Source organism: Pseudoalteromonas sp. GB43, from assembly GCF_054923805.1.
Map to the genome: position 1 here is coordinate 856,671 of NZ_JBPCHJ010000002.1, position 15,195 is coordinate 871,865.

The window sequence follows — 15,195 nt, forward strand, 5'->3', positions numbered from 1 at the left end:
AAATTTGGGCAACATCATGGCACAGCTGTACTTTTATTATTCTGCAATGAATGCAGGCAAATCTACCACACTTTTACAATCTGCATTTAACTACCGCGAACGTGGTATGGAACCGGTTATTTTAACAGCGGCTATTGATGATAGAGCAGGTGTTGGCAAGGTGTCTTCACGTATTGGCTTACAGGCTGATGCGCATATTTTTGATGCAGAGAAAGATGTATTTGAATTGATCAAATCTTTAAATGCAGAGCAAAAGCGCCATTGTATTTTAGTTGATGAGTGTCAGTTTTTATCAAAAGACCAAGTAATGCAATTAACGGATGTGGTTGATGAGCTTGGTATTCCAGTGCTGTGTTATGGCTTACGTAACGATTTTAGAGGTGAGTTATTTAGTGGTTCACAATACTTACTTGCATGGGCTGACAAACTAATTGAGTTGAAAACAGTGTGTCATTGTGGTCGTAAAGCTAATCATGTACTGCGTACCGATGAGCATGGCAATGCGATTGCAGACGGTAATCAGGTAGAAATTGGCGGCAACGACCGGTATGTATCAGTGTGCCGCAAACATTATAAAGAAGCGTTAAATCTCGGCCGCTAATGCTGAGATAAAGCTATCAATATCTTGCTTAGTGACGCCTAAATGGGTCACTAATCGCAGTGGTTTTCCTGGCGAAAATAACATATTTTGTTCTTTTAGCGCATGTGCCACTGCTTTTAAGTCGATATGTTCGGCAACGTTTGCGTAAACAATGTTGGTATCGATTTGAAAAGGTGATGTATCAAAACCAGCTAACGTGTTTAATTGCTCTGCTAAATACGCCGCGTTATCGTGATCTTCAGCAAGTCTTGTTACGTGATGCTCGAGTGCATACTGACCAGCGGCTGCCAGCATACCCGCTTGGCGCATACCACCACCAAGTACTTTACGCCAGCGGCGCGCTTTATCAATCAGAGCTTTGCTACCTAGTAATAGTGAGCCAACCGGCGCACCGAGTCCTTTTGATAAGCAAATAGACACTGAATCAAAATACTGGGTGATATCAGTGATATCAACACCTAACTTAACCGCCGCGTTATACACGCGGGCACCGTCTAAGTGCAGAGCAAGGTTATGTTTATCAACACACTCTCTGGCTTGTTTAAGATAACTTAGCGGGAGAACTTTGCCACCAATGGTGTTTTCTAAGCTAAGTAGTTTGGTTCTAGCAAAGTGAAAGTCATCAGCTTTAATTGCAGCCACAACTTTGTTTAAATCTATGCTGCCATCGGCATTATTTTCAATTGGTTGCGGCTGAATAGAACCTAATACAGCGGCACCGCCACCCTCAAATTTGTAGTTATGCGCTTGTTGACCACAAATGTATTCGTCGCCACGTTCACAATGCGCCATTAATGATAGTAAATTGGCTTGCGTACCTGAGCAACAATAAAGGGCGCTTTCAAAGCCATGGCGCTCAACAGCAAATTGTTCAAGCTGATTAACGCTTGGGTCGTCACCATAAACGTCGTCGCCTACTGGGGCGTCATTCATGACCGCGCGCATGGCTGCTGTTGGTTTTGTAACTGTGTCTGAACGAAAGTCGATCATTTTATTATCCTTATACTAGTTCGTTAAGAATGGCTTCGCGGTCGGCTTGGTCAAAATAGCTCCAAGCAATAAAGCGACTTATTTTTTGGCCTTGTGCCATTTTTATAACTTTTACTTCTTTCACATCAAGTGTGCTGAGTAACTTTTTTATATGCGGTAAAGTGTCAGACTTTGAAACAAGTGATGTAAACCAAATACATTGCTCTGCAAACTCTTGGCTCTCAATACACATTTTACTGATAAATTCGCGTTCACCGCCTTCACACCAAAGCTCGTTTTGACGGCCACCAAAATTAAGCGCTTTTTGTGGCGCTTTGTTTAAGTTTTTCCATTTACGTTCAGTACCTGCATTTGCCTGTTGCTCGCTGGCATGAAACGGTGGGTTGCATAAAGTTAGGTGAAAGACATCTTTATTCGATATTACGCCCGTAAACATTTTATTGGCGTTACTTTGCTGCTTAACATTTATTTTGAGGCGGTTAAATTGCACAATTTGCTTAGCAATTTTAACAGACAATACATCAATATCTGAGCCTGTGAAGTGCCAGCCATATTCGTGGTTACCCGTAAGCGGGTAAATCACATTTGCACCCGTGCCTACATCAAGCACTTTTACTTGCTTACCCGTAGGAATATGACCTTGGTTATCGCTTGCTAATAAATCGGCCAAGTGATGAATGTAATCCACTCTGCCAGGAACTGGCGGGCAAAGGTAGTTGTTGGGTAAATCCCAAAAATCGATTTTATAATGGCTTTTTAATAACGCTTGGTTGAGGGTTTTAACCGCTAACGCATTGGTGAAATCAATGCTATCAGTGCCCGCTGGCGTTTGCGTTATATAAGGTGTTAGGGCAGGAGTATCTTTGCATAGCAAAGTAAAGTCGTAGCCATTTAAGTGGCGATTTCGCGGATGCATTAAGGAAAACCTATCTGTTAGCCATATCAAAGGCTGATTGTACCAAATAAATTTTTAAAATGTGGGAGTGCTAATCTAATAATCACTTTATCAGTTATTCACTAATTATAGATAATTTAACTTTCGTGCGATTCAGAGCACGCTGATAATCAATTTTTTAATTTTGGCATCATTTGTGCTTTCTCTTATGTACAGTCCATTTCAAAGCGCTCAATTGCAGAGAGAAGTTAGTTTTTTATCAATTAACTTTTTCTACTCATAAGTAGTTTAATGATTGAGGTGGTTTGTTTTTTCACAATGCAGTGAATACAACTAATCTTGGGGAATTATTATATGAAGTTATCTATATTAGCAATGTCTTCACTTTTTGCTTCGCAAATTGCAATTGCAGACAATTTAATTGCAAACGGCTCATTTGAACTGGATGTCGTAAATTCAACATGGACATTGTTAGATGAAGTTAACGGATGGCAAAGTGAAGGTGCAAGATTTGAAATTCAAACATCGCGTCTAGGTCTTATTACTGCTCAGCAAGGTAATCAATATGTCGAGCTAGACTCTACTTCTAATTACAGCATCTTTCAAACAGTCGCAACTGAGGCTGGAAAAACTTATGAAGTTTCATTTTACTACTCGCCTCGTATTAACGGTAACAATGATACAAATAAAGTTGATGTGAAGTGGAATGGAACAACAGTACTAAACGTAAATGCGACGCAAAGAGGCTGGCAATCATTTACATTATCTGTAGAAGCAGATTCAAACTCTTCAGAAATTCGTTTTAGCGGCGCAGGTGCGAGTGATAGTCTAGGCGGTTTTATTGATAACGTTGTTGTCACTCAAAAGCAGGCTTGTCATTCTGGTATATTTGGTATTAACAATTTTGGTTCTTCTGAAACGGGTTATGTTTATAAATTTGACCTAGAGACAAATACTTACAGTGTGGTCGCAGGAGCGCAAAATACGGCTTCAAACATTGCAAGTTATGATGGCAAACTTTATTTTATGGAACAACTTGATTCGGGCACGAAAGCGTCAAAACTTTGGTCGTTAGATTTAGAAACGGGCGCTCAAGTTGCTGAGGCTGATGCTACATCTTGGCCAATTTATCGTTCAGCAGTCACGGCAGATGGACAATCTTTACGTGCGACAAGTAAAACTTATATGTATGACTACAACTTGCAAACTGGAGAAAAAACAGTACTAGGCAAGATGCGCTATTCGGGAGATTCTTTCTCACATGGTGATGTAGCATATTCTGCTGATAATAATGTACTTTACGTATTAACAGGTCAATCACTCTATACCATTGATGATGGTTCGATGGAGTTAACCTTAATTGGTGAACACGGCATTAATTGGGCTTCAGGATTAGCGATTGCTGATGATGGAACATTGTATGTTTCAGCAAGAAAAGCAGGCGAAAATGCGAAGATTTACAGTGTTAATCCTCAAACGGCTGACTCTAGTTACGTTATGGATGCACCAGAGCACATTAATGATTTAACTTTCGTAGATAACTACTGCGAATAGGCGGTGTTTATAAAAATAGCCAGTGGTTCTGGCTATTTTTATTTAGTCTATTAAACATGGTAAGCAAAATTATTTGATAACTGATAGGTTGCTTTGCTTAAAGTATGGGCTACTTGAGGTTAAGAGCGAAAGATCGGGTATATTGGTCATGATACAAGCTACTAAAATTAGTGTTTAAAAATTTCTACTCAAATTGGGTCACATTGGGTACTACCATAAAACACCTAAAGCTGATAAATTCGTAAGTGATTCAATCAAGGAAAAATAATAAAAATCATGGTTAAAAAGATACTTAAAGGAATTGGTATAACATTTTTAGTTTTAATTAGCTTATTTGTACTTTTAGCAATTTGGACTGCGAATAAATCCTCTGCTTACAAAGAAACTGCTATTCCTTACCTAAATTCAGCAATTACAGATATCTCTCAATGGGATCCTCAAACTCTCAAAAACTATATGACCCCATCATCAATTGAAAATGCCACAGATGAAGATATTTCTAAAATCATGCGTGCATTCTCAAAGTTGGGCGAATTAAAAGAACTAGGTGAATTTGAATTTATAAATGTTAGCTCTAAAGCTGTTACCGGAGGTGGTTCTGGTACTTATGTTACTTATTTAATTCCAGCTTCATACACGAATGGAGACGCACAAATAACCGTCACGTTAAAAGAAGAAGGTGAGTCATTCTCTATTTATAACTTCAATTTAAATTCGATGGCGCTTATTGATTAAGTTTTATCAAAAATAGCAAGCGCAACTGTTTGTATTTAAATAGTTTATTTTCAAAGGAGTGTTTATGTCTAAAATTAAAAAAATAGTGATAGCTGTAGTAATTGTGCTAAGCCTTGGCGCAATTGCTAAACAATACAATGAGCACAATCACACAGAGATGGCAATTAAAGAGTGTGGCAATAAAGACAACATCGCTAAAGTCGACTCTAAAGGTTTTGAGTGTAAAGACTAATAGAGATTAGTAAAACATATACTTCACCTGAAATTATCATACTTGGTTTAAACAGCAACCTAACCACTCAACAGTAAAATAATCATGCAGGGCTTTTAATAACATAAAGGGAAAGAATTGAAAAAAGAACAAAGCAAGGAAAGTGGTATCTTATATGCTGTATTTACAACCGTTTTATTGTACTTCCTTTTTAAAATTACGTTAATTTTTTCTATGCAGTTAAATTGGCACTCAACCTGTCTAAGCTCACTTTGGGATAATGCCAACTCTGTAGTGACACCTTTTTTAGGGTTTTCCATTGTCGCTGTACTAAGTTGTATCTGGTTTTTTTATTGCGCCATAAAATACAAACAAAAAGCAGGTAAAGCGGTATATCTTTTATTAGGCGTAGGAGCTGTGTTCTATTATTTTTGGTTTAGAGGCTTTTACGGTTTTTGGCAGCTAATGAGCTACGAACAAAAAGAAATCACAGTACAAGAGTTTTATGAAAAAACAGGTGGTACAGATAGACTCACTTCGTTGTTTGGTAACCGCCTCAGGCATCATGAATTGTGTAAGTCACTACATGACAAGATTAATTAAAATACAGATGAGACGTTTTGAGAGGTACCAATATCGGTTGCTGTAAAAATACACAGCATAGTTATTTCGCTCCCATATTCAAGAAAATTAGCGACGAGCGCATTTTCTTTTTCTGAATACCTTTAGGACTAATTAAAAATACGAGTTGCCGATGCCTTAAGTTATTTGTTACTAATAGATTTATTAAATACATGAGCGTGACATTGGTGGAAAGGTGCGCGACGCGCGCACTATGAAATTATTAGTTTTTTAGAGGATTCTATGAGTACGTTTTTCAAATTGAGCATGTTAGGTGTTGTATTTTTTGTATCAGGTTGTGCTAACTTGATTGGATTTACTGGCGCAGATACAGGTAAGCGAGTTGGTGATTGGGTGGAATATAATGTCAATCACCCAGGGCTAACCATCAAAATTATAGAACCCTATAGTGAGGAACTTATGCCTATTTCGACTGAAGGCAAAACGTCACCTTCACCTTTACGGCATACCGTAATATTTGGCACACAATCGAGTCAGCATAAATTGGAAATTGTTGGTCGGTACAGTAAAGAACTTTATTTGGACAATAAATTTTACGGTTCAGTGTGGCTTGGAGATGTCTTAATTCGCGATGGCAGTCTTTCAATTGACGGTAAATTGGTAGCGGCAGTTGAAAACTAACAAGTTAAATCACCGGAAAACCACTCTCTACGCTCGCGTTTTCCGCTGTTTAAAGCGTTATAGCGCAATGGAGAAAAGGAGTGTGCGTTGATTATTGATTTTCCAACAAAAGACGATTTTTTCAATGCAGCTACGGATTATTTAAATTCCTCTTGGGATTCAGTTGTCGAACTCATTAGTGAGTTTGAAAAAATAGTCGACCTAATTGATGATTCAAAACATTCAGTTGAGAGTAAGAGATATTGGGGATCAGCCAAACAAACACTAATTATTGCTACAGCTCTCGTGCAACAGGCTGTGGAATTCTATATAAAAGGCAGAATTGCTAATGTTTCTCCTTATTTGCTAATTTCTGGTAGCCCTCAATCTTATCAAAAGGTTGTAGTAAAAAGGATGTTGAGTTTTCACTGTTTAGAACTCTTGATGCACAAGACTTGCTAAAAGTACATGATACCGTCTGTGGAACAAGATTTACTGATCAATTTGTACAGTGGTATGAAAAACTTCGAGTTATTAGAAATAAGGTCATGCATACGGTAGACAAATCGTTAACTGTAAAGCCTGTGGAAGTTATTGAATTTATATTATTTGCTTATCATTATTTTTCTGATACAGGTAGTTGGTTTGAATCTAGAAAGCAGTATCTCGACAAAACTCCTGTAAATTCAGTCCAAATGTTTGAAGAAGATAATACTGAATCATATACCTTAAACGCATTACTAAACGAATTTAGAACTGTTATGGAAGTATTAACACCAGCAAAAGTTAAGCTTTACTTTAACTACAATAAAACGAAAAGATCACTTCATTGCCCAAGTTGCTACCAAGTCGTTTCGCAAATGGATTTCTGGGATCACGAGTTTATTCATGATTGTGCAAAGACATATCAATTAACCGAATCCGAGGGCTCGTATGAATGCTGCATTTGCAATTACAATGGAACTCTTTTAAGCAAAATGTGTGAAGAAGAGTGTTGTGAAGAAAGGCTGATTGATAGTAAATCAGGTCTTTGCCTATCATGCTTTTGTGAAAACGCGCTATAAGAAGAGACTTCAAAGGACTCAAAACGTTTGGCTTGCGCTACCCCGACCTCATTTGAGCCAGATATTTTATTGCCGCTTAGCAAAGCGTTACTAAATAAATACACCAACACGCTTTTGTCCAGATATTTATCATGCTCAACGTCTGTTCACACTTAATGATAAACTTAAGACCACGAATGGCAAAAGGCTGTCTCCTCCGTATATTTTAATTCCGTTACATAGAAATCATCAAAATTTAGCCAGATGCTTCTGTAACTAGAATTTCTAACATCGATAAATAATGGCTCTGCATTGGTGTTACTATTTAATCAAAATCTCATCGTGCCTGAGATTCTCATTTTGAGTGGCAATCGCCACGCCAAAACTTGCTTTGCTGAATAGACTGGCGTAACTTAACACTGGTACGATGAGTCTATAAAAATAAAAAGGTCAAACGTGACGATTAAACAAGAATCGGTGTTTATTAAACTCGCCGAAAGCCAAACCTTACATTTACGCCGTATCAGTAAGACTGATGCGAAGGTCCTGCGGTGTTTTTTATGCATGGTGCCGTTGAAAATGGCAAAATCTTTTACACCCACAGCAATAAAGGTTTAGCACCATTTTTAGCTGAGCATGGCTATGTTTGCTATGTGGCAGATTTACGTGGTCGTGGTGAAAGCAAACCCGCGATTTCAAAGCATGCAAAGTATGGTCAAACCGAGGCTATTTTAGAAGATATCCCTGCATTTTTAGATAAAATTAAGCAGCTTGAAGGCGAGCCTGCGCGTTATTGGGTGGCGCACTCATGGGGTGGGGTGTTAATGAACAGTGTGTTTGCCCGTTTTCCTGAGTTGATTGATGATGTGAAAGCCTGCGGCTATTTTGGTTCTAAACGGTCTTTGTATAACCATCACCCAAGCAAGTATATTCAAGGTAATTTGATTTGGTATGGGTTGGCGCCCTTAGTTGCCCGTAAGCATGGCTTTGTGCCGGCTAAAAAGCTGAAATGGGGCAGTGATGATGAAACCCGTAAGTCACATTATCAAAGTATGCAGTGGGCTAAGCGTAAACCTTGGGTCGATACTGACGATGGCTTTGATTACGCTAACGCATTAGCTGATAAGGCACTGCCGCCCATTATGCATGTGGCGGGTGTTAAAGATAAAGCTCTATGCCAGCCGATTGATATTGAAAAATTTATGGAAGAGTCCGGCATCGGTAAGCAAAAAATGACCATTTATGGCCGTAAGTTTGGCCATAAGGTCGATTATGATCACATTAATATGCTTACTCACCCACAGGCGCGTTTTGACCAGTTTTTTGACTTGTTGAACTGGTTTGAGACTCACGCATAAGCGTGTGCATTGCGCTCTCGTAGCGTTTGTATTTCTCTACTGCTTTATCACTTAACGGCTGTCTCACAGCCGTTTTGCTGAGCGTTGCCACCGGTTTTTTTGACTTATAAAAATCTAAAAACTGTGTGCTGTACTCAATGTTTAAGAACTTACACATGGCTGTTAGTGTTTGTTCGCTGTCACTGATAAGTGCTTCATAGCTTAAATCAAAAACCGCCTCTGGCATCACGTTTTGCCAATGCTCCATTAACTGCTGATACAAATCAAAGTACTGTTTAAACTCTGGGAGTGAACAAAAATAAGGTTCGTTTTCAGCAAAATAGTTGCTAAACACCGACCACGCAATTGCATCATATTCGCGCTGCATATTAATAAACTTGGCGTTAGGAAAGAGTAAGTAAATCAATCCAAGTGACTGATAGTTAGCAGGTAGCTTGTTGATCATAAAAGGGCGCACAACTGGCGCTTGTTTTATTCGTTCAATATAAATATTGCGGGCAGTGTTAATTAGCCCTTGGTTTAGCTCTGCTAGGCAATCTGGGTAGGGGAGTTGCGTTTGTTGTTCAAGGTATGCAACAACCTGATTACTGATACTGGCATCTTCGCCAAGGCTGGCAAAGTCATTGTGGCTTGCCAGCATTTGCTCTACCAGCGTTGAGCCACTTCTTGGCATGCCAATTATAAAAATGGGAGTAATTGTACCTGTAAATGTTTTGTCTCTGGCATCAATTAGCTCAGCTGTATTTTGCTCTATGATGCGCTGATAAAAAGGCACTAAGTCATGGGTTTTAAACTGCGTGAGTTTTGTTTGTAGCTTATTAGCAAGACTGAAGTAGTTAAAAGCTTGTTCTGTATCATTTAACTGATCATAGCTTTTACCAAGGGCATAATAACACACCATTTTTAAGCGCAGGTTATTGGTCAAAGTTAAAAACTGGTGTAGCTCATTTATGTAATTTTGTTCGTTGTTAAAGCGCCCAAACTGTACTAGTTCAAATAAAATGTACGCCGTCACTGGGTAATTTTCCATACCGAGTGCATGCTTTAAAATACTGTACGCTTTGTCTAACTCACCATAAGTTAAATAATGTTGGGCAAGATAGTAATGTGGCTCAGGGTTATGGCTGGCAATTGATTTAGCATATTCGAGTACAGTTAAGGCATCTTGCGGTGAATGCACGCCATTAAAAGCATCGGCAAGGGCATGGAGTGGTTCAAGCATGTGCGGTAGTCGTTCACAGGCTCTTTGTAAAAGGTAAACCGCAGCATCATAACGTTCTAAACGCAGTGCAATGCGATCCAATCCAAATAACGCTTCGCCATTTTCAGGATCTGAATCGAGAATGGTTTTAAAATGAAATTCGGCCTCTTTAAGCTTGTTTTCATTCAGTAGTTGATTCGCTTTTTCTAACAGCATAGGAATGGCGGGTTATTTGTTATTTTTATTTACTATAAAACGAAAAAGGCGAAATGTCTTTCGCCTTGGTTAACTATAAATATCCAGAAAAAATCCGGGGTATCGACTTTCTAGGTTGATTGCTCAACCTAGAAAGCTGTTCTATTTAGAAAGTATACGTAGCTTTCACGTAATAGAAGCCGCCGTTGATACCATATGGCGACGTTTCGTAGTATTTACCACCCCAGTTATTGTTAGGGATGCCAGTACTATCGAAGAAATCAAGTTTCTCTGCTTCTTGGTCGAATAAGTTTGTCGCACCAACAGAGAAGCTGAGCTCTTCAGTTAGGAAGTAAGTCACTTCTGCATCAATCGTTACTGCAGCATCAGCTGTTTTCGCTGTTGCATCGTAATCTACGTGAACGCCTTGGTATTCGCCATAGTAGTTAACACGTGTAAATGCAGAGAAGTTCTCCCATTGTTGTGCCCAGCTAAGTGTTGCACGGTGGTTTGGTAAGTCATTTTCTAAACGGCTTACTTTAAATTCACCAGTAATGTCTGTTGACTTAGTTACTTCAGTGTCGTTCCAGTTGTACGCTAAGCTGAATGTTGAGCTACCGCCTAACAAATCAGTTGAGTAGTTAGCTACTGCATCAATACCTTGCGTTGTTGTATCGAAGTCATTGGTGAAGAAGCTTACTTGCGCTAAGTTTTGTACGTTTGGTACGCCTGCTGCTTCAAGCGTGTCCTTGTCTGCTTGGCTTAACTCAATTTTATCTGATTGACTGATACGGTCATCTACTTGGATGTTGTAGTAGTCAACTGTGAAGAATAAGTCGCCAAGTGTCCATACTGCACCAAACGTGTAGCTTTGAGACTCTTCAGGTTGTAGCTCTGTACCACCTAATTGCACTGCAATTGGGTTTGTTGGTGGTAAAAGTGCCGAGTCAACAAGTACACCGCTGCTTAGGTTAGTTTGAACGTTACTTACGTTTGCTTGACCAACTGTTGGTGCACGGAAACCTGTACTGATTGAACCACGAATGTTCAAGTCTTCAGTTACGTGGTATTGACCCGTTAACTTGTAGTTAGTTGTTGAACCAAATGAATCATAATCTTCATAACGTAGTGCTAAGCCCATTAAGAAGTCTTCTGTGAATGGTGCTTCAACATCAACGTATGCAGCATAGTTACGACGTGTATACTCGCCCGCATCAGATGGTTTGAAACCAGGGAAACCATTTGAACCGATACCAAAACCTTGTTCTGTTAGTGGGCCAGCTGTGAAAGACGCTTCGTCACCAGAAACAACTGTGAATGTTTCTTCGTGCCATTCTAGACCACCGGCAACGTTTACATCGTAAGCTAAACCAAAGTCAAAACCTTTTGATAAATCTGCGTTAAAGTTTTTCTCTAACTGTGAGTATTTACCTGGGCTGAAATCGCGCGGGCTTTCTGGGCCTAATGAAGCATTGATTGTGTCATAGATGAAGTAACGCGATTCGTTGTAACCAACTGTACCGCTTAAGTCATAGTATGCACCTTCAAGGAAACCAGATGTGATTTCACCTTTAGTACCAATTGTTAATGCAGTATCAGTGATGTTACCACCGAAGTTAGGTGTAAAACCGCCCGGAAGCATTTCGTTAAACGCAAAACAGTCTGGGTTGTTAGCAACTTCATCGATGTATCTTTGGTTATCTAAAACGTTATCATCAATCATGATATCGGTAGGACAGTTACCGCTCATATCGCCAGTTAAATCACCAACAAGCAGTGTTTCACCGCCGTCATTTGAGTAAACACCTGGGCGAGTGTGTGGGTTACGATAGTAGAAACCACCACGTACATCACGCTCAGAGTAGTTACCAAACATGTAGAATTCAGATGAATTACTTAACTCAAGACCGATGTTACCAAAGATAGTAATATCATCATCAACTTCTGGTGCACCCCAAACTTGTGCTAACGAAGATACTTCAGGCACACCTGCGGCATCTAGTGCGGCTGCATCAGGGCGTTGTACTGAGCGGCTAGTCGCATCAGCTGTTTTATATTGGAAGCTTAAGTTAGCAAAACCACTATCGGTAAACGGTAGACCCACGTTACCAGAAATTTGCGTAGTATCGCCATCGCCTTCGTAGTATTCACCTTGACGTATTTCGAATGAGCCGCCTTCAGAGGCATCTTTTAATACAAAGTTCATTACACCCGCGATTGCATCAGAACCATACTGTGCAGCAGCACCATCACGAAGTACTTCTACTTGCTTTAAGGCAATACTTGGAATAACAGAGATATCGGCACCTTGAGCACCATCATTAATACCACCGCCTAAGAAAGCGATAACAGATGCACGGTGACGGCGTTTACCATTAACAAGTACTAAAGTACTGTCAGAAGGAAGGCCACGTAAGTTAGCTGGGCGAACAAGTGACGCAGCATCACTAATTGGGTTTTGGTGAACGTTAAAAGAAGGAACGGAGCCTTTTAAAAGCTCAAGCATATCGGTGTTACCACCTTTATCTAGCTCTTCACCACCAATGATATCAATGGGTACTGGTGAATCACCGATTGAACGTGGTGCTGAACGAGTACCCACCACGGCAATTTTCTCTACATTTTTGTTAACTTTCGTCTCTTCAGCTGCTTGCTCTGCAGCAACAACCGAACCCGACACAAACAGGCCTGCTGTTGTTGTCGCTAAAGCAAATTTAATTGCTTGTTGTAGCGCATTATTTTTGAATTTCATTCCGACTTCCCCAGTTAGAATAGTTATGATTATGTCACCAAATAAAGTATTAGAACTTGGTGTAAATCTCTTATACATCCTGTAAATAATTTTTGCAAATTGTTAATTTTATGTTGTTTTGTGGGTGTTTCTTTGTTTTTTGTCGTTCTTTTGTGGATTATCTTATTGAAAGTAAAGAGGATAATTTATTCTCGATATTGGATTTTAGCGTAAGAAAATATATAAATTATGCAAAAATAATTAGATAGAAGGCTTTTTTGGATGGTTTTTGAACGGTTTTTGATTTGGAACGGTCTATTAAGCTTGTTGCAAATTATTGCTTAACCGCCATTGTTGCAGTTTTTCTCGGTATTCATCCCACACGCAAGGGCAACAGCTACCACCACCACAACATTCATCTGGGGCCGGCTTTAAGGGCTTTGGCTCAGCCTGTTGTGCGGGTGTGGTCATTTTTTATACTGAAAAATAATTACGAATAGAGTATGAAGAATAGAACAAAAACTAATATAAGTAAATTGTGCTTTGTGAACTTCTTCAGCTGTGTGAAAATAACCAAATGCGATTATACAAAGTTATTCATCGAGCCCCATTCAGAGTGGCTAAAATTACCAAAAAGCGTCAGACACTACGCTTCAAGCGCGCTATGGTAGCACTTAAAATCGCATTAGCCCAAGAAAAGCAAGAAACAAAAGAGATGCTTCAAATCTATAGGCGATACACCCAAACGCCAAGCTACTAAAGAAGAATTGCATACTGCCAATGAGCAATTTTTAGATATATTAAAAGGACTCGGTTTAGGCGTATTTGCTGTATTACCCTTTGCGCCAGTGACAATCCCTTTGGTTGTAAAATTGGGTCAATGGGTTGGTGTTGATGTGCTACCTAGTTCATTCAATATCAATAAATCGATTAAAGAGATTGATCAACAAGTAGAAAAAGAAGAAAAAGAGAAGCAAAACAAAGACTGATTAGGTTTTGCTTATCTGATTTTGCCTATACCTTTTGTATCAAGATATTGGTATGCTTAAATACCTTTTCTTTATATCGAGTCGTTTAATGAGTTCATTAATTCGCCATTCTTCTTCGGGAATCCCCCTGTCATTTATTGCTAAAGCTGACCTATCAACGTGGTTAACCGAGCAGCCGCAAGCCTTACAAAATTGGCTAACAAATTGTGATTTTAAAAACAAAGGCATGGCCTTAGTTGCTAATAATGAAACCGGCTCACTTGAGCATGTTTATTGTCTGGTAAATGATTTACAAGACTTTTGGTTAGCAGGTGACTTATCAACAAAATTGCCTGCAGGTTGTTACCAAATACAAGGTGATGAAAAGTTTGTAGAGCAAGTAACACTGGGCTTTGTGTTAGGCGGTTACGAGTTTAGTGAATATAAAGAAAAACCTTCGCCACGCGCTACCCTTGCCATTAAAGACGAATCGTTAGTAAAGCGTTTATCTCAGTATGCAAGTGCAATTAATTTAGTGCGTGATTTAGTGAATACGCCTGCTGCGGATATGATGCCGCAGCATTTATCACAAGTAATGGCTGATTTAGCTGATACCTTTGATGGTGAGTTCAGTGAGTGGGTGGGTGATGAATTATTAGAGCAAAACTACCCAACGATTCATATGGTTGGTCGTGCGTCTGAGAATAAACCTCGCTTACTTGATCTACGTTGGGGCGCAAAAGATGCACCGCAAATTACCTTAGTCGGTAAAGGCGTGTGTTTTGATTCTGGCGGTTTAGATTTGAAACCAAGCTCAGGGATGCGCAACATGAAAAAAGACATGGGCGGTGCGGCACATGTTATTGGCCTTGCGCAGTTAATTATGGCTGCCAACTTACCAATTCGCTTACGTGTTCTGGTACCTGCGGTTGAAAATGCGGTTTCTCGAAATGCATTTAGACCGGGTGATGTGATCAAAACTCGTAAAGGGATCACAGTCGAAATTGATAACACGGACGCTGAGGGCCGTTTAGTGCTGTGTGATGCACTTGCTGAAGCACAAAATGATAACCCCGATCTTATCGTTGACTTTGCAACCTTAACTGGTGCTTGTCGTGTAGCCCTAGGTACAGAATTACCTGGCTTTTTCGCAAATAACCGTGAAGTGGCTAATAAACTGATGGATGCAGGTGAAAGCTGTCATGATCCTGTATGGCAACTGCCGTTATTTGATCAATACAAAGCATTATTAAAAAGTGACGTAGCAGATATTGCTAACTGTGCATCAAGCCCATTCGGTGGTGCGATCACCGCGGCACTTTACTTAAAAGAGTTTATTGAACCAAGTACGCCATGGGTTCACTTTGATGTGATGGCCTGGAACTTACGTGCATTACCGGGTCGTCCTGCAGGCGGTGAGGCACTGGGTATTCGTGCTGTGTTCAACTACCTACAAGATCGCTTCCAATAA

14 protein-coding genes and 2 pseudogenes are annotated in these 15,195 nt (G+C 39.7%); 11 read left to right on the plus strand and 5 right to left on the minus strand.

Going from position 1 to position 15,195, the window contains the following annotated elements:
• The first annotated feature begins 16 nt into the window (after positions 1-16).
• The gene (locus ACRWSG_RS21310; protein WP_054552107.1) at positions 17-601 is read left to right on the plus strand and encodes a thymidine kinase; all 585 of its coding nucleotides are present in this window, start codon (positions 17-19) and stop codon (positions 599-601) included.
• Here ACRWSG_RS21310 and ltaE read toward each other — a convergent pair.
• Together ltaE and rlmF are read right to left on the minus strand one after the other, a co-directional pair.
• On the minus strand, positions 584-1,591 hold the full coding sequence (ltaE, locus tag ACRWSG_RS21315) for a low-specificity L-threonine aldolase (RefSeq protein ID WP_462167470.1): 1,008 nt from the start codon (positions 1,589-1,591) through the stop codon (positions 584-586). The two genes, ACRWSG_RS21310 and ltaE, sit on opposite strands and share 18 nt — an antisense overlap.
• Before the next feature lie 10 nt (positions 1,592-1,601).
• The gene (gene rlmF, locus ACRWSG_RS21320) at positions 1,602-2,507 is read right to left on the minus strand and encodes a 23S rRNA (adenine(1618)-N(6))-methyltransferase RlmF (RefSeq protein WP_462167471.1); all 906 of its coding nucleotides are present in this window, start codon (positions 2,505-2,507) and stop codon (positions 1,602-1,604) included.
• Between the two features lie 333 nt (positions 2,508-2,840).
• Here rlmF and ACRWSG_RS21325 point away from each other — a divergent pair, with 333 nt between their 5' ends.
• The 8 genes and pseudogenes from ACRWSG_RS21325 to ACRWSG_RS21360 all read left to right on the plus strand — a co-directional run bounded on the left by ACRWSG_RS21325 (position 2,841) and on the right by ACRWSG_RS21360 (position 8,629).
• Positions 2,841-4,040, plus strand: a complete 1,200-nt coding sequence (locus ACRWSG_RS21325; RefSeq protein WP_462167472.1) for a DUF642 domain-containing protein — start codon at positions 2,841-2,843, stop codon at positions 4,038-4,040.
• A 276-nt stretch (positions 4,041-4,316) separates the two neighbouring features.
• Positions 4,317-4,775: a hypothetical protein gene (locus ACRWSG_RS21330; protein ID WP_055021640.1), complete on the plus strand. Its 459-nt coding sequence runs from the start codon at positions 4,317-4,319 to the stop codon at positions 4,773-4,775.
• A 64-nt stretch (positions 4,776-4,839) separates the two neighbouring features.
• Entirely contained in the window at positions 4,840-5,007 is a 168-nt protein-coding gene (locus ACRWSG_RS21335) for a hypothetical protein (RefSeq protein WP_165385119.1), read from the plus strand.
• Positions 5,008-5,124: 117 nt separating this feature from the next.
• Positions 5,125-5,589, plus strand: a complete 465-nt coding sequence (locus tag ACRWSG_RS21340; protein WP_187491188.1) for a hypothetical protein — start codon at positions 5,125-5,127, stop codon at positions 5,587-5,589.
• Between the two features lie 261 nt (positions 5,590-5,850).
• Positions 5,851-6,249 carry a hypothetical protein gene (locus ACRWSG_RS21345; RefSeq protein ID WP_235373847.1) on the plus strand — a complete coding sequence of 133 codons (399 nt, stop codon included), beginning with the start codon at positions 5,851-5,853 and terminating at the stop codon, positions 6,247-6,249.
• 87 nt (positions 6,250-6,336) lie between these two features.
• A complete protein-coding gene (locus ACRWSG_RS21350) occupies positions 6,337-6,690 on the plus strand; it encodes a hypothetical protein (protein WP_462167473.1) in 354 nt (117 codons plus the stop codon).
• 86 nt (positions 6,691-6,776) lie between these two features.
• Positions 6,777-7,292 (plus strand): hypothetical protein, encoded by a 516-nt coding sequence (locus tag ACRWSG_RS21355; RefSeq protein WP_462167474.1) that lies wholly within the window; start codon positions 6,777-6,779, stop codon positions 7,290-7,292.
• 435 nt (positions 7,293-7,727) lie between these two features.
• A pseudogene (locus ACRWSG_RS21360) lies at positions 7,728-8,629 on the plus strand (alpha/beta fold hydrolase).
• Here the strand turns inward: ACRWSG_RS21360 and ACRWSG_RS21365 are convergent.
• The 3 genes from ACRWSG_RS21365 to ACRWSG_RS21375 form a co-directional block, all read right to left on the minus strand.
• A complete protein-coding gene (locus ACRWSG_RS21365; protein WP_462167475.1) occupies positions 8,562-10,046 on the minus strand; it encodes a tetratricopeptide repeat-containing sulfotransferase family protein in 1,485 nt (494 codons plus the stop codon). The pseudogene ACRWSG_RS21360 and the gene ACRWSG_RS21365 overlap by 68 nt on opposite strands.
• A 145-nt stretch (positions 10,047-10,191) precedes the next feature.
• The gene (locus tag ACRWSG_RS21370) at positions 10,192-12,777 is read right to left on the minus strand and encodes a TonB-dependent receptor plug domain-containing protein (RefSeq protein WP_199529427.1); all 2,586 of its coding nucleotides are present in this window, start codon (positions 12,775-12,777) and stop codon (positions 10,192-10,194) included.
• Positions 12,778-13,074: 297 nt separating this feature from the next.
• Complete coding sequence (locus ACRWSG_RS21375) at positions 13,075-13,227, minus strand: oxidoreductase-like domain-containing protein (protein WP_462167476.1); 153 nt, start codon at positions 13,225-13,227, stop codon at positions 13,075-13,077.
• A 106-nt stretch (positions 13,228-13,333) separates the two neighbouring features.
• Between ACRWSG_RS21375 and ACRWSG_RS21380 the strand changes: the two are divergent.
• Positions 13,334-13,745: pseudogene (locus ACRWSG_RS21380) on the plus strand (hypothetical protein).
• An 88-nt stretch (positions 13,746-13,833) separates the two neighbouring features.
• Positions 13,834-15,195 carry a leucyl aminopeptidase family protein gene (locus ACRWSG_RS21385; protein WP_462167477.1) on the plus strand — a complete coding sequence of 454 codons (1,362 nt, stop codon included), beginning with the start codon at positions 13,834-13,836 and terminating at the stop codon, positions 15,193-15,195.